The organism is Pseudomonas sp. ANT_J12 (assembly GCF_008370045.1).
In the GTDB taxonomy this organism is placed as follows: domain Bacteria; phylum Pseudomonadota; class Gammaproteobacteria; order Pseudomonadales; family Pseudomonadaceae; genus Aquipseudomonas.
The window spans coordinates 1186124-1207963 of the sequence record NZ_VOBN01000001.1 but is presented as its reverse complement, the minus strand read 5'-3'; the positions used below and the strand labels follow the sequence as shown (position 1 = coordinate 1207963).

Annotated in this window: 13 protein-coding genes and 2 rRNA genes; 13 read left to right on the top strand and 2 right to left on the bottom strand. The window is 60.0% G+C overall.

Going from position 1 to position 21840, the window contains the following annotated elements:
• The 8 genes from FQ192_RS05820 to FQ192_RS05785 all read left to right on the top strand — a co-directional run.
• Positions 1-713, top strand: a 23S ribosomal RNA gene (locus FQ192_RS05820); the annotation flags it as partial.
• A 152-nt stretch (positions 714-865) separates the two neighbouring features.
• A 5S ribosomal RNA gene (gene rrf, locus FQ192_RS05815) occupies positions 866-981 on the top strand.
• Between the two features lie 157 nt (positions 982-1138).
• Positions 1139-4591, top strand: a complete 3453-nt coding sequence (gene recC, locus FQ192_RS05810; protein WP_149657722.1) for an exodeoxyribonuclease V subunit gamma — start codon at positions 1139-1141, stop codon at positions 4589-4591.
• Positions 4588-8277 carry an exodeoxyribonuclease V subunit beta gene (gene recB / locus FQ192_RS05805; protein ID WP_149657721.1) on the top strand — a complete coding sequence of 1230 codons (3690 nt, stop codon included), beginning with the start codon at positions 4588-4590 and terminating at the stop codon, positions 8275-8277. Before recC ends, recB begins: the two co-directional genes overlap by 4 nt.
• The gene (gene recD, locus FQ192_RS05800; RefSeq protein WP_149657720.1) at positions 8274-10382 is read left to right on the top strand and encodes an exodeoxyribonuclease V subunit alpha; all 2109 of its coding nucleotides are present in this window, start codon (positions 8274-8276) and stop codon (positions 10380-10382) included. Before recB ends, recD begins: the two co-directional genes overlap by 4 nt.
• 120 nt (positions 10383-10502) lie before the next feature.
• Positions 10503-11078 (top strand): YfiR family protein, encoded by a 576-nt coding sequence (locus tag FQ192_RS05795; protein WP_149657719.1) that lies wholly within the window; start codon positions 10503-10505, stop codon positions 11076-11078.
• Positions 11075-12343: a diguanylate cyclase domain-containing protein gene (locus FQ192_RS05790; RefSeq protein ID WP_149657717.1), complete on the top strand. Its 1269-nt coding sequence runs from the start codon at positions 11075-11077 to the stop codon at positions 12341-12343. Before FQ192_RS05795 ends, FQ192_RS05790 begins: the two co-directional genes overlap by 4 nt.
• Before the next feature lie 56 nt (positions 12344-12399).
• Entirely contained in the window at positions 12400-12852 is a 453-nt protein-coding gene (locus FQ192_RS05785; protein WP_149657754.1) for an OmpA family protein, read from the top strand.
• On the opposite strand, the gene FQ192_RS05780 is transcribed toward FQ192_RS05785, so the two are convergent.
• Positions 12849-13796, bottom strand: a complete 948-nt coding sequence (locus FQ192_RS05780; RefSeq protein ID WP_133838422.1) for a LysR family transcriptional regulator — start codon at positions 13794-13796, stop codon at positions 12849-12851. The genes FQ192_RS05785 and FQ192_RS05780 overlap by 4 nt on opposite strands.
• Positions 13797-13945: 149 nt before the next feature.
• On the opposite strand from FQ192_RS05780, the gene FQ192_RS05775 reads away from it, so the two are divergent.
• Both FQ192_RS05775 and mmsB read left to right on the top strand, forming a co-directional pair.
• Positions 13946-15472 (top strand): CoA-acylating methylmalonate-semialdehyde dehydrogenase, encoded by a 1527-nt coding sequence (locus FQ192_RS05775; RefSeq protein WP_149657716.1) that lies wholly within the window; start codon positions 13946-13948, stop codon positions 15470-15472.
• 10 nt (positions 15473-15482) lie between these two features.
• Complete coding sequence (gene mmsB, locus FQ192_RS05770) at positions 15483-16370, top strand: 3-hydroxyisobutyrate dehydrogenase (protein ID WP_149657715.1); 888 nt, start codon at positions 15483-15485, stop codon at positions 16368-16370.
• A gap of 140 nt (positions 16371-16510) precedes the next feature.
• On the opposite strand, the gene FQ192_RS05765 is transcribed toward mmsB, so the two are convergent.
• Positions 16511-16855, bottom strand: coding sequence for a cupin domain-containing protein (locus tag FQ192_RS05765; protein ID WP_008024653.1), 345 nt, complete (start codon positions 16853-16855; stop codon positions 16511-16513).
• A gap of 568 nt (positions 16856-17423) precedes the next feature.
• Between FQ192_RS05765 and FQ192_RS05760 the strand changes: the two genes are divergently transcribed.
• From FQ192_RS05760 to FQ192_RS05750, 3 genes are read left to right on the top strand one after another with little or no spacing between them, the layout of a single operon-like run.
• Positions 17424-18395 carry a DapH/DapD/GlmU-related protein gene (locus FQ192_RS05760; protein ID WP_149657714.1) on the top strand — a complete coding sequence of 324 codons (972 nt, stop codon included), beginning with the start codon at positions 17424-17426 and terminating at the stop codon, positions 18393-18395.
• Complete coding sequence (locus FQ192_RS05755; RefSeq protein ID WP_149657713.1) at positions 18392-19639, top strand: UDP-N-acetylglucosamine--N-acetylmuramyl-(pentapeptide) pyrophosphoryl-undecaprenol N-acetylglucosamine transferase; 1248 nt, start codon at positions 18392-18394, stop codon at positions 19637-19639. The genes FQ192_RS05760 and FQ192_RS05755 overlap by 4 nt, the downstream gene beginning before the upstream one ends.
• Positions 19640-19661: 22 nt before the next feature.
• Positions 19662-21839 carry a prenyltransferase/squalene oxidase repeat-containing protein gene (locus FQ192_RS05750; protein ID WP_149657712.1) on the top strand — a complete coding sequence of 726 codons (2178 nt, stop codon included), beginning with the start codon at positions 19662-19664 and terminating at the stop codon, positions 21837-21839.
• Position 21840 lies beyond the last annotated feature (1 nt).

Below are 21840 nucleotides of genomic sequence, written 5' to 3'. Positions count from 1 at the left end.
GGTTCTAACTCAGGTCCGTTATCCGGATCGAGGACAGTGTATGGTGGGTAGTTTGACTGGGGCGGTCTCCTCCTAAAGAGTAACGGAGGAGTACGAAGGTGCGCTCAGACCGGTCGGAAATCGGTCGTAGAGTATAAAGGCAAAAGCGCGCTTGACTGCGAGACAGACACGTCGAGCAGGTACGAAAGTAGGTCTTAGTGATCCGGTGGTTCTGTATGGAAGGGCCATCGCTCAACGGATAAAAGGTACTCCGGGGATAACAGGCTGATACCGCCCAAGAGTTCATATCGACGGCGGTGTTTGGCACCTCGATGTCGGCTCATCACATCCTGGGGCTGAAGCCGGTCCCAAGGGTATGGCTGTTCGCCATTTAAAGTGGTACGCGAGCTGGGTTTAGAACGTCGTGAGACAGTTCGGTCCCTATCTGCCGTGGACGTTTGAGATTTGAGAGGGGCTGCTCCTAGTACGAGAGGACCGGAGTGGACGAACCTCTGGTGTTCCGGTTGTCACGCCAGTGGCATTGCCGGGTAGCTATGTTCGGAATAGATAACCGCTGAAAGCATCTAAGCGGGAAACTAGCCTCAAGATGAGATCTCACTGGGACCTTGAGTCCCCTGAAGGGCCGTCGAAGACTACGACGTTGATAGGTTGGGTGTGTAAGCGCTGTGAGGCGTTGAGCTAACCAATACTAATTGCCCGTGAGGCTTGACCATATAACACCCAAGCAATTTGCGTCGAAAGAGCAGATTGCGGTGTGTGAAGACGAAACGAACCGAAAGTTCGAAAGACTCACAAACACCGAAAGCTATCACATACCCAATTTGCTGAAGCGAGGCCAGCTGGCCGCGACTCAGTACCCGAATTTCTTGACGACCATAGAGCATTGGAACCACCTGATCCCATCCCGAACTCAGCAGTGAAACGATGCATCGCCGATGGTAGTGTGGGGTTTCCCCATGTGAGAGTAGGTCATCGTCAAGATTAAATTCCGAAACCCCTATCTGCGTATGCAGGTAGGGGTTTTGTTTTTGCCTGCAAGAAAGTTCGTACAGCATTCTCGGACGGCTCCCGGCTGTCACAGTGTCTCGACAGTGCTAAGGTTCGGCCCTAGCTTTTCTATTTTCCCAAGGAAGCCTTTATGTCGGACGCCGCGTCCCTCAATGCCGGTTTTATGGTGGTTCAAAGCAACAGTCTGGATGAACTGCGTAGCCTGGTGATCAGCGTCATGCGGCACTACCCGCTGGCTCCCCTGGAAAATGAAATAGCCTTGGTACAGAGCAACGGCATTGCTCAATGGCTGAAACTTGCACTGGCCGAAGACCCTGAAGACGACGATATGGGTGGCTGCGGCATCGCGGCTGCTATCGATGTTCAACTGCCGGGTAGCTTCATGTGGCAGCTCTATCGGATGGTCCTGGGGCGTGATGAAATTCCGGTCAAATCCCTGCTCGATAAGGCGCCGTTGACCTGGCGTCTGATGCGCCTGCTGCCGCAGTTAATCGACCAACCCCATTTCGAACCTTTGCAACGCTTCCTGACCCACGACGCCGATTTGCGCAAACGCTATCAATTGTCTGAGCGTCTGGCGGATCTGTTCGACCAATACCAGGTGTACCGCGCCGATTGGCTTGAGGACTGGGCTGAAGGCCGACATCAACTACGCAATGGTCGAGGCGAAGCCAAGGCCCTGACCCCGGCCAATTGCTGGCAGGCAGAATTATGGCGTGCGCTGCTACTGGATGTTGGGGAGCAAGGCATGGCGCAAAGTCGTGCCGGTGTTCACCAACGGTTTATCGAACGCATCAACAGTCTCGACGTGGCACCTGCCGGATTACCTTCCCGAGTGATCGTTTTCGGGATTTCTTCACTGCCCGCTCAAGCACTGGAAGCGCTCGCCGGTCTGGCTCGATTCAGCCAGGTGCTGCTTTGTGTTCACAACCCGTGTCGTCACCATTGGGCGGACATCGTCGCCGATAAAGACCTTCTACGGCATCAATACAAGCGCCAAGCCCGCAAAAGCGGTATGCCGGTTGTCCTCGATCCGCAAACCCTTCACCAGCATGCACATCCCCTGTTGGCTGCATGGGGCAAGCAGGGACGGGACTACATCAACCTGCTCGACAGCTACGACGATCCCGGCAGCTATCGCTCGGCATTTCGCGACGGTCGCATCGACCTGTTCAGCGATAGCCAGCCACAAAATATGCTTAATCAGTTGCAGGACGACATCCTGGAGCTGCGTCCCCTAAGCGAGACCCGTGAACATTGGCCCGCTGTTGATCTGCAGACCGACAAGTCGATCCGTTTTCACATCGCCCACAGCGCCCAGCGGGAAGTGGAAATCCTTCACGACCAACTGCTCGAACGCTTCAGCGCCAGTCCGGATCTGAGGCCTCGCGACGTGATCGTGATGGTCCCGGATATCGACAGTTACGCTCCGCATATCCGCGCGGTATTTGGTCAACTGGAACGCAACGACCCGCGCTTTATTCCTTTCACCCTGGCGGATCAGGGCCAGCGCGGTCGTGACCCGCTGCTGATCGCTGTCGAACACCTGCTCAAGCTGCCGGACAGTCGCTTCCCGGTCAGCGAGATCCTCGATCTGCTGGACGTACCCGCACTGCGTGCCCGCTTCGGTGTGGAAGAGCCCGACCTGCCAACCTTGCACCGATGGATTGAAGGCGCCGGCATCCGCTGGGGAATGAATGCCGAACAACGAGCCGCCCTCGGTCTGCCGCAAGAGCTGGAGCAAAACAGTTGGCGTTTCGGCCTGCGTCGGATGCTGCTCGGTTATGCAGTCGGCAGCGCCAGTGCCTGCGAAGGCATCGAACCCTATGATGAGATCGGCGGGTTGGATGCCGCGCTCATCGGTCCTTTGGTTGCGCTGCTGGACGCGCTGGAAATCGCGCATCAGGAACTCACGCAGCCGGCTCCGCCAAAACAGTGGGGAGTACGCTTGCAAGGGCTGGTCCAGCTGTTTTTCAAGGCCAGCAACGAACATGACGACTATTTGCTGGCTCAACTCGAAGAGCTGCGCGAAACCTGGCTCGATACCTGCGAGTCAGTGGGGCTACAGGACGAGTTGCCACTGACGGTCGTCCGCGAGGCGTGGCTGGCCGGTCTTGATCAGGGGCGTTTGTCCCAGCGTTTTCTGGCCGGCGCAGTCAACTTCTGCACCTTGATGCCGATGCGGGCGATCCCGTTCAAACTGGTTTGCCTGCTCGGGATGAATGACGGGGATTACCCTCGTGCACAACCGCCGCTGGATTTTGACCTGATGGGCAGTGACTACCGACCCGGTGATCGGTCTCGGCGTGAAGATGATCGTTATCTGCTGCTGGAAGCGCTGCTGTCCGCCCGCAATCAACTCTATATCAGCTGGGTAGGCCGTAGCATTCGGGATAACAGCGAGCGACCGGCGTCGGTATTGATCGGGCAGTTACGCGACCACCTCGCCAGCGGTTGGCGACTCGATGAAGAACACGAACACCTGCTCGAAGAAATGACCCAGGAACACCCCCTGCAACCGTTCAGTGCCCGCTATTTCCACGAAGGCGATGCATTGTTCAGCTACGCCAGCGAATGGCAGGTGCTTCATCAAGCTAACAAGCAAACCGCTGATATCGAGATTCTGGAACCCTACATTCAGGATGAACCACTGGGACTGGGACAATTGCAGGACTTCCTGCGCAATCCCGTACGACATTTCTTCAGCCAGCGACTCAAGGTGTTCTTTGAAGCGGCCGAAGTCCCTTTGGCTGATGAAGAACCTTTCGTGCTCGACGCACTGCAACGCTACAGCCTCAGCGACAGTTTGCTTGAGGCGGCACTGAGTCAACTGGATCACTCTGATCAGGCGTTGGAAGCTCACGCCATACGCCTGCAAAACAGCGGCCTGCTGCCCATGGCCGGTTTTGGTGAATGTCTGCAGCGAGAGTTGATCGAGCCGCTGCCGGATTTGCTGCAACGTTATCAACAGCTCCTGGCGCTGTGGCCGACGCCCCTGACCAGTGCTTTGCCGGTGAATCTGGAATTACACGACTTGCGCCTTGAAGGTTGGCTCAGTGGCCTGCATCAACGCGCAGATGGGGGAATGTTGTCGGTCACCACAATTCCCAACAGTATCGGCTCGATCAAGACCCGCAAGTGGCATCGACTGACGCGGCCCTGGGTCAATCACCTGGTGGCGTGCGCCAGCGGTCTGGCGATGACCACAGCGCTGGTAGCCAGTGATGACACTCTGCTGCTTGAGCCTCTGGAGAAGGGGGTCGCGTTACAGATCCTTGGTAACCTGCTGCTGGCCTGGCAAACGGGCATGCGCCAACCACTGCCGATCGCAGTGAAAACCGCGTTCGCCTGGCTCGGTCAAACCGACCCGGTCAAAGCCGAAGCCGCTGCGCGAAAAGCCTATGAAGGCGATGGCCAGACCACCGATGGCGAGCGACGCGAAAGTCCGGCACTGGCCCGGCAATTCGCCGACTACGACAGCCTGGTTGCCGATGAAACCTTCCCCGGTTGGTGCGACGCTTTGTACCGGCCATTGCTAGAAGCGCCTTGGCGTTCACTGACCAGCGAAGGCGCACGCTCATGACTACCAAAACACCGCTGGCCCTGGCCTTTCCTCTGCGCGGCAGCCAACTGATCGAAGCCAGCGCCGGGACCGGCAAGACCTTTACCATCTCTGCACTTTATTTGCGTCTGGTGCTTGGGCACGGTGGCGAGTCGACGGGGTTTGGCCGTGAGTTGTTGCCGCCGCAAATCCTCGTCGTGACCTTTACCGATGCCGCCACCAAAGAACTGCGCGAACGTATTCGCACACGCCTGGCCGAAGCGGCAAGGTTCTTCCGGGATGAGATTCCGGCGCCCGATGGCCTGATAGCCGAGTTGCGGGACGAGTTCCTTCCCGAGCAATGGTCCGGCTGCGCAAACCGTCTGGACATCGCCGCTCAATGGATGGACGAAGCGGCAGTCTCAACCATCCACAGTTGGTGCCAGCGCATGTTGCGTGAGCACGCGTTCGACAGTGGCAGCCTGTTTACCCAGACCCTGGAAACCGATCACAGCGATCTGCTGGGCGAAGTCCTGCGCGATTATTGGCGGCTGTTCTGTTACCCGATGCAAGGCGACGCGCTGAACTGGGTGCGTGGTAATTGGGGCGGTCCCGCCGCGTTGCTGCCGCGAGTGCGAGGGTTGTTCGCCAGCGAGCGCGACAGTGTCGAGGGAAAAGAGCCTGCTGAGCTGATTGCCGAGTGCCTGCTCGAACGACGCACAGCGCTGCTCGAACTCAAGATGCCCTGGCGCCAATGGGCGGACGAATTACTGGCGATCTGTCACCAGGGCGTGGCGAGCAAAAGCGTCGACGGGCGCAAGATGCAGGCACGCTACTTCGAACCATGGTTTGAAAAGATCAAAGCCTGGGCTGAAGACGAGGCCCTTGAACAACTGGACATCGGCACCGGCTTCACCCGCCTGACTCCCGATGGCATGGCTGAAGCCTGGAAGGGTGAAGCACCGCGTCATCCCGGTTTGGAGGCGATGCCTGGCCTCAAGGTCAGTCTCGATGGTTTGCCGACGCCGGATGCTGCGGTGCTGCAACACGCGGCCCAGTGGGTCGGCGCACGGTTCGAAGAGGAAAAGCGTCGCCGCGCGGAAATGGGCTTCGATGACATGTTGCTGCGCCTCGATGCAGCCTTGCAGTCCGACGGCGGCGAACGCCTGGCTACCCTGATCCGCGAACAGTTCCCGGTGGCGTTGATCGACGAATTCCAGGACACCGACCCGGTGCAATACCGCATCTTCGAAAGCATTTATCGCATCGAAGACAACAACCCCGAATGCGGGTTGTTCCTGATCGGCGACCCGAAGCAAGCGATCTATGCCTTTCGCGGCGCCGACATTTACACCTACCTGCGTGCCCGTCAGGCCACCAGCGGCCGCTTGCATACGCTGGGCACCAACTTCCGTTCCAGTCACGGCATGGTCGATGCGGTGAACCATGTTTTCGCGCGTGCCGAGTCGCGGGAAGCCGGGCGCGGTGCATTCCTCTTTCGCGAGAGCAACGGCGACAATCCGGTACCGTTCCTGCCCGTCGAATCCCAAGGTCGTAAAGAGGTTCTGCAGGTTGAAGGCCAGGGTGTGCCGGCGCTGAACATCTGGCACCTGTCCGCGGATCAGCCGCTGTCCGGTGTGGTGTACCGACAACAACTGGCCGCTGCTTGCGCCAGTGAAATCACGGCGTTGCTCAACGGTGGGCAACAAGGTCGCGCTGGGTTTATACAAGACGGCAAAGATTTCCGGGGGCTGCTGCCGGCCGACATCGCGATCCTGGTGCGCGACGGCAAAGAAGCCCAGGCCGTGCGCGGTGAACTCTCTGCACGCGGTGTGCGCAGCGTTTATCTGTCGGACAAGGACTCGGTGTTCGCCGCCCAGGAAGCCCACGACCTGCTGACCTGGCTCAAGGCATGCGCCGAGCCGGACGTCGAGCGTCCACTGCGCGCCGCCCTGGCTTGCATCACGCTGAACCTCTCATTGACTGAACTCGAGCAACTGAACCAGGACGAACTGGCCTGGGAAGCGCGGGTCATGCAGTTCCGTCGTTATCGCGAGATCTGGCGCAAACAGGGCGTGCTGCCGATGCTCCGGCGTTTGCTGCATGACTTCCAGTTGCCCCAGGCATTGATCACCCGTAGCGACGGCGAGCGTGTATTGACCAACCTGCTGCACCTGTCCGAGCTGCTGCAACAAGCCGCCGCCGAACTCGACGGCGAACAAGCCCTGATCCGGCATTTATCCGAGCACCTGGCGTTGTCCGGGCAGGCGGGTGAAGAACAGATCCTGCGTCTGGAAAGTGACGAGCAACTGGTCAAAGTTGTGACCATCCACAAGTCCAAGGGCCTGGAATATCCCCTGGTGTTTCTGCCTTTCATCTGCTCGGCGAAACCGGTGGATGGCAGTCGCTTACCGCTTCACTACCACGACGCCTCGGGCAAGGCGCAGGTGACTTTGAGGCCGACGCCCGAGTTGATCGCCCAGGCCGACGACGAGCGGCTGGCCGAGGATCTGCGCTTGCTCTATGTTGCGCTGACTCGCGCGCAACATGCTTGCTGGCTCGGGGTGACCGACCTCAAGCGCGGCAATAACAACAGCTCGGTACTGCACTTGTCGGCCTTGGGCTATCTGTTGGGCGGCGGTGCGATATTGCCCGAGTCCGCCGGTCTGAAGCGTTGGTTGGAAGACCTGCAACAGGATTGTCCTGCGCTGAGCTACGCAGAGATGCCCGAAGCGACTACCGAGCATTACCATCCGCCGCGTAACGAAGCGACGTTGCTCGCACCGTTGGTGCCCAAGCGCAAGGCCAGTGAAAACTGGTGGATTGCCTCCTATAGCGCTCTGCGCATTGGCGACAGCATGAGCGTGGGTACTGACGAGGCGCCGGAAAGCCCGCAAGCGCAAAAGCTCTTCGACGATGAACGTCTCGACCCCGAAGCCCCGCGGGAAGTAATGACCGGCGGCGCGGATATTCACCGATTCCCTCGCGGTCCGAACCCCGGCACCTTTCTCCATGGTTTGTTGGAATGGGCCGGTGACGAAGGCTTCAGTGCAACGCCAAAAGCGGTGGAAGACGCCGTCGCCCGTCGCTGCAATCGTCGTGGCTGGGAGGGCTGGATCGTCACGCTGAGCGACTGGCTGCAGCACCTGCTCAAATCCCCGTTGCACATTGGCGGTGGTCAGCCACCGGTCGTGTTCGAGCAACTGGTCCAATACCGGGTCGAGATGGAATTCTGGTTCGCCAGCCATAAAGTCGATGTGCTCAAACTCGATGAACTGGTGCGCCAATACACCCACAACGGTGTTGCCCGAGTGGCCGCCGAGCCGGTGATGCTCAATGGCATGTTCAAGGGTTTTATCGACTTGACCTTCGAACACGATGGTCGCTATTACGTCGCCGACTATAAATCCAACTGGCTTGGCATCGACGACGCGGCCTACACCGAGCAAGCCATGGAGCAGTCGATTCTCGACAATCGCTACGACCTGCAATACGTGTTGTACCTACTGGCATTGCATCGTCAGCTCAAGGCGCGACTGCCTGACTACGATTACGACCGGCATATCGGTGGCGCCCTTTACCTGTTCCTGCGCGGTACGCGAGCGGCCAGCCAGGGCGTGTATTTCGCCCGTCCGTCACGGGAGTTGATCGAGCGTCTGGATCGTCTGTTCCAGGGCAAGCCGGAACCCAAGGCCGAACCCGCCTGGGAACAGGGAGTACTGCTATGAGCCGCACCTTTGCCGATTTGCTGCCCACGCCACTGGCGGATGAAAGCCTGACGGACCTGGCGCCGCTGACCCGCGCTGATGATCTTTTGCTGCTACTCACCCGGTGGGTCGAACGGGGTTGGCTGCGTGCCCTGGACAAGGCCTTCGTCGCCTTTCTCCACGAACTCGCCCCCGATGATGATCCGCTGGTCTTGCTGGCGGCGGCGTTGACCAGTCACCAGCTCGGCCACGGTCATGTGTGTCTGGATCTGTTCGAGACACTCAAGGCGCCGGACTTTGCCCTGTCACTGCCGCCAGAAGGTGATGTGCAAGGTGGCGCGATGTTGCTGCCGTCGCAGTTGCTTGAAGCGCTGGACGGCGCTCACTGGTGCAAAGTGCTGGCCTCCAGCAGTCTGGTGGCGTTGGCGGTCGATGGTCGTGAGGCCGCGCGGCATCGGCCACTGGTGTTGTCCGGAAAGCGCCTGTATCTGCGCCGCTATTGGGCTTACGAGCGCCGCATCGATAATGCGTTGCGCCAACGCCTGTCGGAGCACGAGGCAACACCCGGCGATTTGTTCCAGCGCCTGACCGGTTTGTTCGGCCCTGCCAGGCCTGGCGAGGTGATCGACTGGCAAAAACTCGCCTGTGCCCTCGCCACCCGCAGTGCGTTCAGCATCGTGACTGGCGGGCCGGGGACCGGCAAGACCACCACGGTCGTGCGCTTGCTGGCACTGCTTCAGGCGCCAGCCGTGGAGGCGGGAAAACCGCTACGTATTCGCCTGGCCGCGCCCACCGGCAAGGCCGCGGCAAGGCTGACAGAGTCCATCAGCCAGCAAGTCCAGACCTTGACCGTTGCCGAAGCGGTGCGGGCAAAAATTCCGTCCGACGTCACCACCGTGCACCGTCTGCTGGGCAGCCGCCCCGGCACCCGACATTTCCGTCACCACGCCGGTAACCGCTTGCCGCTGGATGTGTTGGTGGTCGACGAAGCCTCGATGATCGACCTGGAGATGATGGCCAATCTGCTCGACGCATTGCCCGCGCATGCGCGGTTGGTGCTGCTCGGTGACAAGGACCAGTTGGCCTCCGTGGAAGCGGGGGCCGTGCTGGGGGATTTGTGTCGCGATGCCGAGGCCGGTTGGTACAGTCCGCAGACTCGCCAGTGGCTGGAGGCCGTCAGCGGCGAAAGCCTTGAAGCCAGCGGTTTGCACGAGGATACCGAGGGCACTCATCCGTTGGCCCAGCAAGTGGTGATGCTGCGTCACTCGCGTCGATTCGGCGAAGGCAGCGGCATTGGCCAGTTGGCCCGATGGGTCAATCAACAACACCCCGAAGAAGCGCGCAAGCTGCTGGCCGAACGCAGCTTTAAGGACGTATTTTCCTTGTCCCTCAAAGGTGAGCAGGACAAAGCGCTGGAGCGTTTACTGCTCGACGGTCACGACGACGGCCCACAAGGTTATCGACATTACCTGAGCCTGCTGCGCACGCAGCGACCACCCCTCGGCAGCAGCCTCGATGAGCCTTGCTGGACCGAGTGGGCACGGCAGGTGCTGAACGCTTTCGATACCTTCCAGTTATTGTGCGCCGTACGCAAAGGGCCTTGGGGCGTCGAGGGTTTGAATCAGCGCGTGACCGAGGCCTTGCTCAAGGCCCGGTTGATCGACAGCGATCAGCAGTGGTACGAAGGCCGACCGGTGTTGATGACCCGCAACGACTACGGCCTGGGCTTGATGAACGGCGACATCGGTATTGCGCTCAAGCTACCGGAGCGCGACGGGCCCGAGGCTGGCAAGCCGGTGCTGCGTGTCGCCTTCCCGCGTAACGACGGTCAGGGCGGCGTGCGATTTGTGCTGCCGAGTCGCCTCAATGATGTCGAGACGGTCTACGCGATGACCGTACATAAGTCCCAGGGCTCGGAATTTGCCCACACGGCGTTGATCCTGCCGGACGCCCTGAATCCGGTCCTGACCAAGGAATTGATCTACACCGGAATCACCCGGGCCAAGGACTGGTTCACCCTGATCGAACCGCGTGCCGGGGTGTTTGAAGAGGCGGTGCAACGCAAGGTGAAACGCCTGAGCGGGTTGATGCTGGAGCTGGAGGAGGGCATTGAGTTTAGCCCTTAATATGCCAATCGGTTGACGACGTAAATCTGTCCGAAGCGCCGTGTTCTGCGGCCTCGCGGGCATTTCGGTGCTGTGCTATCGTTGCGGCATCATTTCGTTGTAATCGAAGAGAATCCCTGCATGAAGTTGGCTGTCCGGGCGACAGAGAGCGTTACTGGCTGCAAGCGATTTTTGCTTGTTGGCCTGCTCTGTTTGCTGACCGGCATTGCGTTCGCACAACCTGAAGCCGCCGTCAGCATGGCCGATCAACGGGCTAAAGCGGTGACCCAGGTGGTGCTCGGGATCCTCAGTTATGCGCGCTGGCCGGTGGAGCCTGCGCAGTTGCGCCTGTGCGTGGTCGGCCCGACCGAATACACCGACAATCTGGTCAAGGGCTCGACCCAGGCCACCGGGCGTCCGGTCACCGTACGACGCCTGCTGGCCGACAACCCGGCGATTGTCAGTGAGTGCGATGCGGTGTACATCGGCAAGTTGACCGCCGATGAGCGCAGCCGTCTGTTCGCCTCGTTGATTGGCCAACCGGTGTTGAGCATCAGCGAAAGCAGCGATCAGTGCACCGTCGGCAGCCTGTTCTGCCTGCGGGTCAGCGACGATCAAGTGTCGTTCGAGGTCAATCTCGACTCCGTCGCCCGCAGTGGCGTGCGCATTCACCCCAGCGTGCTGCAACTGTCGCGCCGTAAGCCGGCGGCGCCATGAGCCTCTTCAAATCGAAAAGTCGTCTTACGTTACGTTCGGTCATCGGTCGCGGCCACCTGATCGTCGCATTGGTGGGCGTGACCATGGCCAGCGTGTCCCTGACCCTGCTCGGGGTCCTGGCGTTGCGGGTCTATGCCGACCATAACCTGCACCTGATCGCACGCTCGATCAACTACACCGTGGAAGCTGCGGTGGTGTTCAACGACAAGTCTGCGGCCACCGAAGCGCTGGCGTTGATCGCCTCCACCGAAGAAGTCGCGGATGCCCAGGTGCTCAACGCCCGGGGCGTGTTGCTCGCCCGTTGGCAGCGACCGGAAACCGGATTGTTTTCCGATCTGGAAGCGCAGATCGCCAAGGCCTTTCTCGAAAAACCCATCAACATGCCTATCGTCCACCAGGGCCTGGAAATCGGCAGCATCCAGCTCACCGGACATGGCGGCAGCCTGATGCGGTTTTTGCTCAGCGGTCTGATGGGCATTGTGTTGTGTACCGCCATCAGTGCCTGGGTTGCGCTGTATCTGGCGCGCCGCCAGCTTCGCGGAATCACCGGGCCACTGCGCAGTCTGGCCGCCGTAGCCCACGCCGCGCGCAGCGACCGAGCCTTCGACCAGCGCGTGCCGCCCGCCGACATCGCCGAACTGGACGACTTCGGCAACGACTTCAATGCCCTGCTTGATGAACTCGAGTCCTGGCAAACCCACCTGCAAAGCGAGAACGAAACCCTGGCCCACCTAGCCAGCCATGACAGCCTCACCGGGCTGCCGAACCGGGCGTTTTTCGAAGGTCGACTGATTCGTGCGCTGCGCAATGCCCACAAGCTCAACGAGCGGGTGGCGGTGCTGTTCCTCGACAGCGACCGGTTCAAGGAAATCAACGACAGCTTCGGCCATGCCGCCGGCGATGCGGTGCTGGTCGCGGTGGCTACGCGGGTACGTGCGCAATTGCGCGAAGAGGATCTGGTGGCGCGTTTGGGCGGCGATGAGTTTGCCGTGCTGCTGACGCCGCTGCACAAGACCGAAGACGCCGAGCGGATCGCCGACAAAATCATTGCCAGCATGGAAGTGCCGATCACCTTGCCGGGCAACACCACGGTGTTGACCTCCCTCAGCATCGGCATCGCCGTCTATCCCGATCATGGCGCCACGCCCGGCGCTCTGCTCAACGCTGCCGACGCGGCGATGTACCAGGCCAAACGCTTGTCCCGAGGCGCACAGCAAACGGCCGGGTCGGAGCTCCCGGTCGCCCACATTCAAACCAGGAGCTAATTTCTGTGTTCTCAATTCCCCAGCGTTACCTGCGATTGTTCTCCATCACCCTGTTCATGGCTTTATTGGCATTGACCGGATGCCAAACCACGCCGCAAAAAGGCCTGACCCCGGCGCAAATCTCTGTGCTCAAGCAACAAGGCTTCGAACTGACCGACGAGGGCTGGGCGTTTGGCCTGTCCGGCAAAGTGTTGTTTGGCAGCGATGTCGAAAGCCTGAATGCGCAAAGCACCGAGATCGTCCAGCGCATCGGCAAGGCCCTGCTGGGCGTCGGGATTGAGCGGGTGCGGGTCGATGGTCACACCGACGCTTCGGGTAAAGAAACCTACAACCAGCAACTGTCCCTGCGGCGGGCGAAAAGTGTTGGCAAAGTCCTGAGCGAGGTCGGGATGAAAGAGCAGGACATCAAGTTGCAGGGGCTCGGCAGCAAAGAGCCGGTGGCATCCAACGACACACCGGCTGGCCGTACCGAAAATCGTCGAGTCTCGATTGTGGTGAGCGCCGACTAATCCGCAAACACCATCTCCCGGCTGTCCCCCATCAACAGACGCTGATTCTGCTCGGTGACTTCGCGGATGTAATCCCACAACAGGGTGATCCGCTTGAGCTTGCGCAGGTCCTCCCGGCAGTACATCCAGAACTGTCGGGTGATGTTGATCTCAGCCGGCAATACCGGCAGCAACCGCGGATCCTGCGCCGCCAGAAAGCACGGCAGAATCGCCAGCGACCGCCCTTGCTGCGCCGCCACGAACTGCGCGATCACGCTGGTGCTGCGCAGGTTGGCGCTGGCGCCGGGCAGTACGTTCGCCAGGTACAGCAGCTCCGAGCTGAACGCCAGGTCATCGACATAACTAATGAATGAATGTTTGGCCAAGTCGGCCGGGCGGCGGATCGGTGGGTGTTTGTCCAGATAGTCCTGGGTCGCGTAGAGCTGCAATTTGTAGTCGCAGAGTTTGCAGCAGACGTACGGCCCGTGTTCCGGGCGTTCCAGGGCGATGACGATGTCCGCTTCGCGTTTGGACAGGCTGATGAAGTGCGGCAGCGGCAGGATGTCTACCGAGATGGCCGGGTAGGCGTCGACGAAGTGGCTCAGCTGCGGGGTGATGAAAAAACTGCCGAAACCTTCGGTGCAGCCCATGCGCACATGCCCGGACAGCGCCACGCCGGAGCCGGAAACCTGTTCGCAGGCCATGTGCAGCGTGCTTTCAATCGACTCCGCGTACCCCAGCAGGCGCTGGCCTTCGGCGGTCAGCACGAAACCGCTGGTCCGGGACTTTTCGAACAGCAATGTGCCCAATGCCGCTTCCAGCGAACTGATGCGCCTAGACACGGTGGTGTAATCCACAGACAGGCGCTTGGCCGCGGTGCTGGCCTTGCGGGTGCGGGCGACTTCGAGGAAAAACTTGAGGTCATCCCAGTTCAGCGAACCTAAAGACGTGATGTTTTTTTGCATGTTGGACCGGCTTTTATGTGCGTTCTTATTAGAAGTTTGCACATCTATACTCCAAAAACAGTCCGACAACCAATTCGCGACACACGCCTCATCTCAAGGCGACTTACCCGCCTTGGCTCCCTGCATAACAATAAGTATTGGAGACCAGCATGAACGCATCGCTCACGCCCAACGAAACCACCGTCCAGACCGTCAAGCTGTTGATCAACGGCGAGTGGGTCGAGTCCCAGACCACCGAGTGGCACGACATCGTCAACCCGGCGACCCAGCAAGTGCTGGCCAAGGTTCCCTTCGCTACCGCGCAAGAAGTCGACGCCGCCATCAGCGCTGCCCATCGCGCCTTCCAGACCTGGAAGCTGACGCCGATCGGCGCGCGGATGCGCATCATGCTCAAGCTCCAGGCGTTGATTCGCGAACACTCCAAACGCATCGCCGTAGTCTTGAGCGCCGAGCAGGGCAAAACCATTGCCGACGCTGAAGGCGACATTTTCCGTGGCCTGGAAGTGGTCGAGCACGCGTGCTCCATCGGCACGCTGCAGATGGGTGAGTTCGCCGAGAACGTCGCCGGCGGCGTTGACACTTACACCCTGCGCCAGCCCATCGGCGTCTGCGCAGGCATCACCCCGTTCAACTTCCCGGCGATGATTCCGCTGTGGATGTTCCCGATGGCGATCGCCTGCGGTAACACCTTCGTGCTCAAGCCGTCCGAACAGGATCCGCTGTCAACCATGCTGCTGGTGGAACTGGCGATCGAGGCCGGCGTTCCGGCGGGCGTGCTCAACGTCGTTCACGGTGGCAAGGACGTGGTCGACGCGCTGTGCACCCACAAAGACATCAAGGCCGTTTCCTTCGTCGGTTCGACCGCCGTCGGCACCCACGTCTACGATCTGGCTGGCAAACACGGCAAGCGCGTGCAATCGATGATGGGCGCCAAGAACCACGCTGTGGTGCTACCGGATGCCAATCGCGAACAAACCCTCAACGCCTTGGTCGGTGCCGGTTTCGGTGCGGCGGGTCAGCGTTGCATGGCCACTTCGGTGGTGGTGCTGGTGGGCGCGGCCAAGCAATGGCTGCCGGACCTGAAAGCGCTGGCGCAGAAGCTCAAGGTGAACGCGGGCAGCGAGGCGGGCACTGACGTTGGACCGGTGATTTCGAAAAAGGCCAAGGCGCGGATTCTCGATCTGATCGAAAGCGGCATCAAGGAAGGCGCCAAGCTGGAGCTGGATGGTCGCGAGATCAGCGTTCCGGGCTTCGAGAAGGGTAACTTTGTCGGCCCGACCCTGTTCTCCGGCGTAACCACCGAGATGCAGATCTACACCCAGGAAATCTTCGGTCCGGTGCTGGTGGTGCTGGAAGTCGACACCCTCGATCAGGCGATTGCCCTGGTCAACGCCAACCCGTTCGGCAACGGCACGGGCCTGTTCACCCAGAGCGGTGCGGCGGCGCGCAAGTTCCAGAGCGAAATCGATGTCGGCCAGGTCGGCATCAACATCCCGATCCCGGTGCCGGTCCCGTTCTTCAGCTTCACCGGTTCCCGTGGTTCGAAACTCGGCGACCTCGGTCCGTATGGCAAGCAAGTGGTGCAGTTCTACACTCAGACCAAGACGGTCACCAGCCGCTGGTTCGATGACGACAGCGTCAATGACGGTGTGAACACCACCATCAACTTGCGTTAAGGAGCCAGGCATGAAAATCGCTTTTATCGGTCTCGGCAACATGGGCGCGCCGATGGCGCGCAACCTGATCAAGGCCGGCCATGCGCTGAACCTGGTCGATCTGAACAAAACGGTACTGGCGGAGCTGGAGCAACTGGGCGGCAGCATCAGCGCTACGGCGCGGGAAGCGGCTCTGGGTGCAGAACTGGTGATCACCATGCTCCCAGCCGCTGTGCATGTGCGCAGCGTCTGGCTCGGTGAGGACGGCGTGCTCGCCGGTATCGGCAAGGGTGTGCCGGCGGTGGATTGCAGCACCATTGATCCGCAGACGGCCCGCGATGTGGCGGCCGCTGCTGCCAAACAAGGCGTGGCCATGGCCGATGCGCCGGTGTCCGGTGGCACTGGCGGTGCAGCGGCGGGGACGTTGACCTTTATGGTCGGCGCAACGCCAGAACTGTTCGCCACGCTGCAACCGGTACTGGCGCAAATGGGCCGCAACATCGTCCATTGCGGCGAAGTCGGCACCGGGCAAATCGCCAAGATCTGCAACAACCTGTTGTTGGCGATCTCGATGGTCGGCGTCAGTGAAGCCATGGCGTTGGGCGATGCTCTGGGGATCGACACCGGTGTGTTGGCCGGGATCATCAACAGCTCGACCGGGCGTTGCTGGAGTTCGGAAATGTACAACCCGTGGCCGGGCATCGTCGAAACGGCGCCGGCCTCGCGCGGTTATACCGGCGGTTTCGGTGCCGAACTGATGCTCAAGGATCTGGGGCTGGCCACGGAAGCGGCCCGTCAGGCGCACCAACCGGTGGTGCTTGGCGCGGTGGCCCAGCAGTTGTATCAGGCGATGAGCCAGCGCGGAGAGGGTGGCAAGGACTTCTCGGCGATCATCAATAGCTATCGCAAACCTCAATAAGAGGTTTTCCCGGGGGCTGCGTCGGGCAGATCCCCGGTTTTTTATTCAGGGGAAAAGAAAAGATCGCAGCCTTCGGCAGCTACTACGGGATGTACACATTCCCATGTAGGCGCTGCCGAAGGCTGCGATCTTTTGCTTTGTCAGGCAAACACAAAATACTTACGTACTGTCTCCACCACTTCCCACGTGCCTTTCATCCCCGGCTCGATGACGAAGATATCCCCGGCGCGCAGGTGGATCGGCTCTTTGCCCTCGGGGGTGATGATGCAGTAGCCCTCGCGGAAATCGCAGTATTCCCACTTCACGTATTCCACATACCACTTGCCCGGCGTGCAGATCCAGGTGCCCATGATCTTGCTGCCGTCTTCGCTGGTGTAGGCGTTAAGGTTGACGGTGTGCGGGTCGCCTTCGAGCTTTTCCCATTTGCAGGCGTCGAGGACGGGCAACGGGTGGGTATCGCGAAGGACGGTGATAGGTGCGGACATGACAGCTCCAGGCGAATGACAGGTTTGAACAGCCACCCTATCGTTCGGCGGCAGTGGCCGGATGTCTGGCTTCGACATCCAGTTACCTGTTAGCGCTGGGGACATTCACTGCGCAGGAATAACGAGTTGCACCGATTTTGTGCAGATATGACGGAACTACTACAGTAATGCACCATAAAAGTTCAGTATTTTTTTAGACTTAAACGAGATAACCAGCCGGACACCTATTGCAAAACAAAATCGTCTGTACTATAACATTCGTACTAAAGGACATTCCCCTCAATGGAGTTACATCGTAGTCACGGACGGACTTAATTCAGCAAGCTCTCTCGTTAATATCTGACTTGGCCCCGGCACAAGCGTGGACATTTATCTGTCATTTATGGAAGGCGATCAGATAATGGAACAGTCAGTTAATTAAGTGGCGCAGACGCAACGTCAGGCGTGCTTAGAGAAGTTTGATTTATCACTAATTAGTTAACAGTTGCGCATCGGCTGACTCAGTCAGCGAAGTTTTGTGCGCGCTGAATTTATTATGTTCCCGGCATCAATGGAATGAGGCTTTATTGTGGACGATATTAATCTGATCGAAGTTTTAACGACGATTGATTCCGCCAGCGACCTGGGTCGACATGTCTGGATTCGGGCGGCCTGTCGCCTGGAAAGTGCGGAATTGGGCGATGACATTTTTGTCGGCTTCAAGTCGGATTTGCGCCATGTCAGCCTCGGCAAGTCGAGCATGCTGGCGACCGGAGTGCAGTGCCTGGGCACCCCGGAGGCACCGATTCGGGTCGGCGAAAATGCCTGGCTCGGCGCCAAGGTCACGGTGCGTGCCGGCGTCACCATTGGTGCGGGGGCCGTGATTGCGTCGGGTGCCCTGGTGACCTCGGATATTGCGCCGGACGCCATTGCCGTGGGCCGCCCGGCTCGGGTGATCAGTTATCGCAAAGTGATCGAGGATGGTACGCCGAGCCCGGCTCATGTGTTGGCCAAAGTGCGGGACAGAGCCCGCCAGGGCTTGCCTTCGCTGATCGACAAAGCGTCGCTGTCCGTGGCCCGGCTCAAGAAGTTGAACCCCGACACCATCACCTGGGACATCAGCGAAGACGCGTTGATTGATGCCGAATTGCGTGGCGGTGCGTCGGTGGAAATCGCCCGGGACTGCATCCTGATCGGGCGCAGTCAGCGCCAGGGTGGCCTGTCCCAGCAAGGCGGCATTGAACTGGGCACCGGCGCCACGCTGGGTGAAGGCGTGGTGATAGAGGCCGCCGGTGGTGTCGCGATCGGCGACTTCACGGAGGTCGGCGCCGGGGTCACGATTGTGGCTTCAACTCATGATTATTCGTTTCGTTCACTGCCTTGGGAGGAAGCTCCGATAAGGATCGGAAGTCGTTGCGTTATTGGCGAAGGTGCCATCTTGGTAGGTCCACTGAATATTGGTGAAGGTGCCGTTATAAAGCCCTATTCCGTGGTTATAAGGGATGTATTGGAAAACACTGTGGTTCATGGCGTTGTTCAACTAATGGAGATTCAAGAATGATTTTATTTGCCCCTAATCCAACCGGTTCCGGTCATAACATGCGCGCGCTGTCCATCGCCCAGGCGATTAAAAAGCAAACGCCGGACATGCCGCTGACTGTCGCGCTGGCGTCCTTGCAACCCACGTTTACACCGTTGTTTGAAAAGGCCGGTGTCGAGGTCGTGGATATTGCCGGGCGGTTGGTCGACTACTCGAAAAAGAGCAACTTGTCGAAAGAACTGGACTGGGCCAATTACATTGGCGGTTATATCGCCAATACGTTCTTGTCCGGCGAGCGAATTCTGTCTTACCTGGCGCTGATCACCGAGTACAAACCTTCGGTGCTGGTCTCGGACTACAACATGGCCGCTTGCCTGGCCGCCATTTTCAGTGGCACGCCGCTGGTGTTTGTCACCGAACGCTATGACTTCACCCTCTGCCAACTGGAAGACCATGACCTGGCCGACGGTGGCTTCGAGGTCAATGCACTGGAAATGGCCCGTGCTCGAGCGGCATTGCACAGCCAGTTCAGCTGGATGATCAACCAGACCCAATTGGTCTTGACCGATAAGCCGTTTGTGGCAGCGCTTGATCAGGGCACGCCGGTCGCCGAAGCCCTGAGCAACGGCAAGGCGCATTTTGTCGGGCCGATGATTCGCGAATACGTGCAAAGCGGTCTGGATGTGCGCGCCGAACTGAACATCGGCGATTCGCCGTTTATCGTCGCGTCCATCAGCGGCACCACGATGTTCTCGCAAAACAAGGATGCGCTGCTCGCCGCCTACCTGGACAGTTTCAAGACCCTGCGCGAACGCAATCCCGACCTGAAAATGGTGTTGCTGGGACGTCAGGACATCGCGGCCCAGGACGGCGTGATCTGCGTGCCGTACTACCCGGACTGGATGGGCTTGCTGCATGAAGCCAGCCTGCTGATTTCCGCGCCGGGCTGGATCACCGTGACAGAAATTGCCGCGTTGAAGATCCCGACCTTGTTCGTGTTGCCGTCCAAATCGGAATACCACGAACTGGAAGCCTTGCGTCGCCTGGAACTGCTCGGTTTTGCAACGCACCTGGGCCACGACCAGCACCGCATCGTTGAATTGGTCCAGGCCGAACTCGACAAAGACACCCAGGCCCTGAACTATTTTGCGCCGCATCAACAGGTCGCCTCCCCGGACGGCGACGGTGCCGCCCGCGCCGCCACCCGCATCATCGAGTTGTGCCAGGGCGTCGTGATGCCGCTGGCTGAAAGCCAGGCCGCTTAACCTCAAGGAAGAGGGATTCACCATGTCGCTTCATCCGCAGTTCTTTTTTGATCAAGGCCTCGCCGACCCCGAGCACGGTGGCTATTTTGCAATCACCGATGCCAGTGGGCAGGTCGCCATTTCCAGTGACAAGCAGTTGCAGGATCAGGTTGAGGCGACGCTCTACCAGGCCGAGCATGGCGATGAAGCGCAATTGCGCTTCGCCCATGACGGGTTGATGGGTCTGTACGATGCCCAGAACGCGGGGTTCCATGAACTGGCCGATCAGTTCTGGACGCCCCACGGTTCGGGGCGCTGCCGGACCCTGGCGCTGCAACTGGATGCGCTGAATGCCTTGATGGCCTATCAGCGCCGGGTGCCACACAGCGCGGCGAACCGCGAGATCATCAGCGCGATGCTGGAAAAGATCGAAGCGCTCTACGCCCGGTCCACCGTCGCCGGCGTCTACAGCAGCGATTGGTCGACGCCCCTGGAAGTGGCGACGTCCATTGAGCTGGATATCAGCGCGGCCAACCTGCTCACCCGGATCGGCAACGATCCGTTGGGCCAGGGACTGGTCGGGCACCTGCAGGTGCATACCGAAAACCTGATCGCACGCATCGCCGGCGGTGACAGTGACTCGTGCGTCGACGTGGACTTGAGCCGCTGCGCCGTGCGCGCCCACATCAGCCTTGCACTGGCGCGACTGGCGAATGTTCGCGACGACAATGCGCTGTCGAATCTGGCGCGCTCGTTTCTGCTGCAAACCCTGGCGCTGTTTCGCGATCCGGCCTATGGCGGGTATTGGGACCGGGTGTGCATCAACGGCAAAGTGCGGGTCGACTGGCACACCTCGTACAAAAAACACGAGTCGCCGTTCCCGATCAAAACCGCCTACGACGTCGCGTTACTGTTGCAGGCGATGCAGGCATTCCCGGGCGGTTTCGAAGGGCCTGATCGAGCCTCGGTGACCGCCGCGTTGCTGGAGTTTCATGACCGCAGCAACGGCGGGCTGTTCCTGGGCAAGGGCTACTTCTGGTCCACCCCCGACGACCCGACCGTGCCGTTTATCCGGCAGTTTTGGGCGCCGCCGCGTCAGCCGGGGATCTTCAGCATCGGCAACCTGACTTACTTGCCGCTGCACTTGAAGAGCCTGAAAACCCAGTTGGCCGCCGCCCACGCCCTGCAGAACCTGGCGCCACCGGCCACCGTGCATCATCACGACGATGCGGCGTTGGTGGCGCAGGAACTGATCGCGATCGATGGCAGCGGCGATGTGCAAGACATCCATCCTGCGGCCGTGCCCGCCATCAACGTGGATCTGAAACGCTACCTGGCCTGGCTGTCCAAGGCCCGCGCTTCAAGCGATACGCCGTACGGGCTGACCGCCGAAACCGCGCCGCTGGGCTTTCGGGCGGACAAGACCTGGCAGGTGTTTTCCGGCTTGCACGTGATCTCGGACCTGCACGCGCTGGGCATCCAGATTGAAAACAAGGCGAGCCTGATCGATTGCATCAAGTCTTCGCAAAACACCGACGGCGGCTTCGCCGAGCAGCCGGGGCACCTGAGCGATGTGTTCGCCAGTTACTGCGCGGTGTTGTCGTTGCGGGTGCTGGGCGCTCTGCCGAACGATATCGACGGTTGCGTGCGTTACTTGCAGGCAAGCCAGAACCCGGACGGTGGTTTCGGCGATGTGCCGGGTTTTGCCTCCGATATCTGGCACACCAACCTGGCGGTGCTATCGCTGCATGCGCTGGGCGCCAAGGCCCCGGACGAGCAAGCGGTCCTCGCGTTCGCGTTGCGCTGCCGCACCGCAGACGGCGGGTTTGCCAACAAACCGGGTTATCCGCCGGACGCGTTTTCGGTGTACCGCGTGGTGTCGACGCTGTTCATTCTCAACAAGCGCATCGTCGACGCCGGGCACACCGTGGCCTGGCTGCAAAAACTGCAATTGGCCAATGGTTCGTTCCATTACCGGCCGGGTAAAGCCGTGAGCCTGGTGGGCACTTACATGGCCATTGCGGCGATGTACTTGCTTGATGCCCAACCGGTTTATCTGCAGGAATCGAAGGACTGGATTGCCGCCCATCAAAAACAGGACGGCGGATTCGGCCCGCTCAACTCGACGTCGGCCACCACCGATGAAAGCTTTGTCTGCATCCAGACGCTGCTGATTCTGGAGCAGGGCTTGAGCCAGTACTGGGTGGCTTTGCTCAACTGAG

What these genes read in the sequence shown, in the direction of transcription:
- recC (WP_149657722.1), top strand. Translation starts at nt 1,139, where the DNA reads ATGTCGGACGCCGCGTCCCTCAATGCCGGTTTTATGGTGGTTCAAAGC.
- recB (WP_149657721.1), top strand. Translation starts at nt 4,588, where the DNA reads ATGACTACCAAAACACCGCTGGCCCTGGCCTTTCCTCTGCGCGGCAGC.
- recD (WP_149657720.1), top strand. Translation starts at nt 8,274, where the DNA reads ATGAGCCGCACCTTTGCCGATTTGCTGCCCACGCCACTGGCGGATGAA.
- FQ192_RS05795 (WP_149657719.1), top strand. Translation starts at nt 10,503, where the DNA reads ATGAAGTTGGCTGTCCGGGCGACAGAGAGCGTTACTGGCTGCAAGCGA.
- FQ192_RS05790 (WP_149657717.1), top strand. Translation starts at nt 11,075, where the DNA reads ATGAGCCTCTTCAAATCGAAAAGTCGTCTTACGTTACGTTCGGTCATC.
- FQ192_RS05785 (WP_149657754.1), top strand. Translation starts at nt 12,400, where the DNA reads ATGGCTTTATTGGCATTGACCGGATGCCAAACCACGCCGCAAAAAGGC.
- FQ192_RS05780 (WP_133838422.1), bottom strand. Translation starts at nt 13,796, where the DNA reads ATGCAAAAAAACATCACGTCTTTAGGTTCGCTGAACTGGGATGACCTC.
- FQ192_RS05775 (WP_149657716.1), top strand. Translation starts at nt 13,946, where the DNA reads ATGAACGCATCGCTCACGCCCAACGAAACCACCGTCCAGACCGTCAAG.
- mmsB (WP_149657715.1), top strand. Translation starts at nt 15,483, where the DNA reads ATGAAAATCGCTTTTATCGGTCTCGGCAACATGGGCGCGCCGATGGCG.
- FQ192_RS05765 (WP_008024653.1), bottom strand. Translation starts at nt 16,855, where the DNA reads ATGTCCGCACCTATCACCGTCCTTCGCGATACCCACCCGTTGCCCGTC.
- FQ192_RS05755 (WP_149657713.1), top strand. Translation starts at nt 18,392, where the DNA reads ATGATTTTATTTGCCCCTAATCCAACCGGTTCCGGTCATAACATGCGC.
- FQ192_RS05750 (WP_149657712.1), top strand. Translation starts at nt 19,662, where the DNA reads ATGTCGCTTCATCCGCAGTTCTTTTTTGATCAAGGCCTCGCCGACCCC.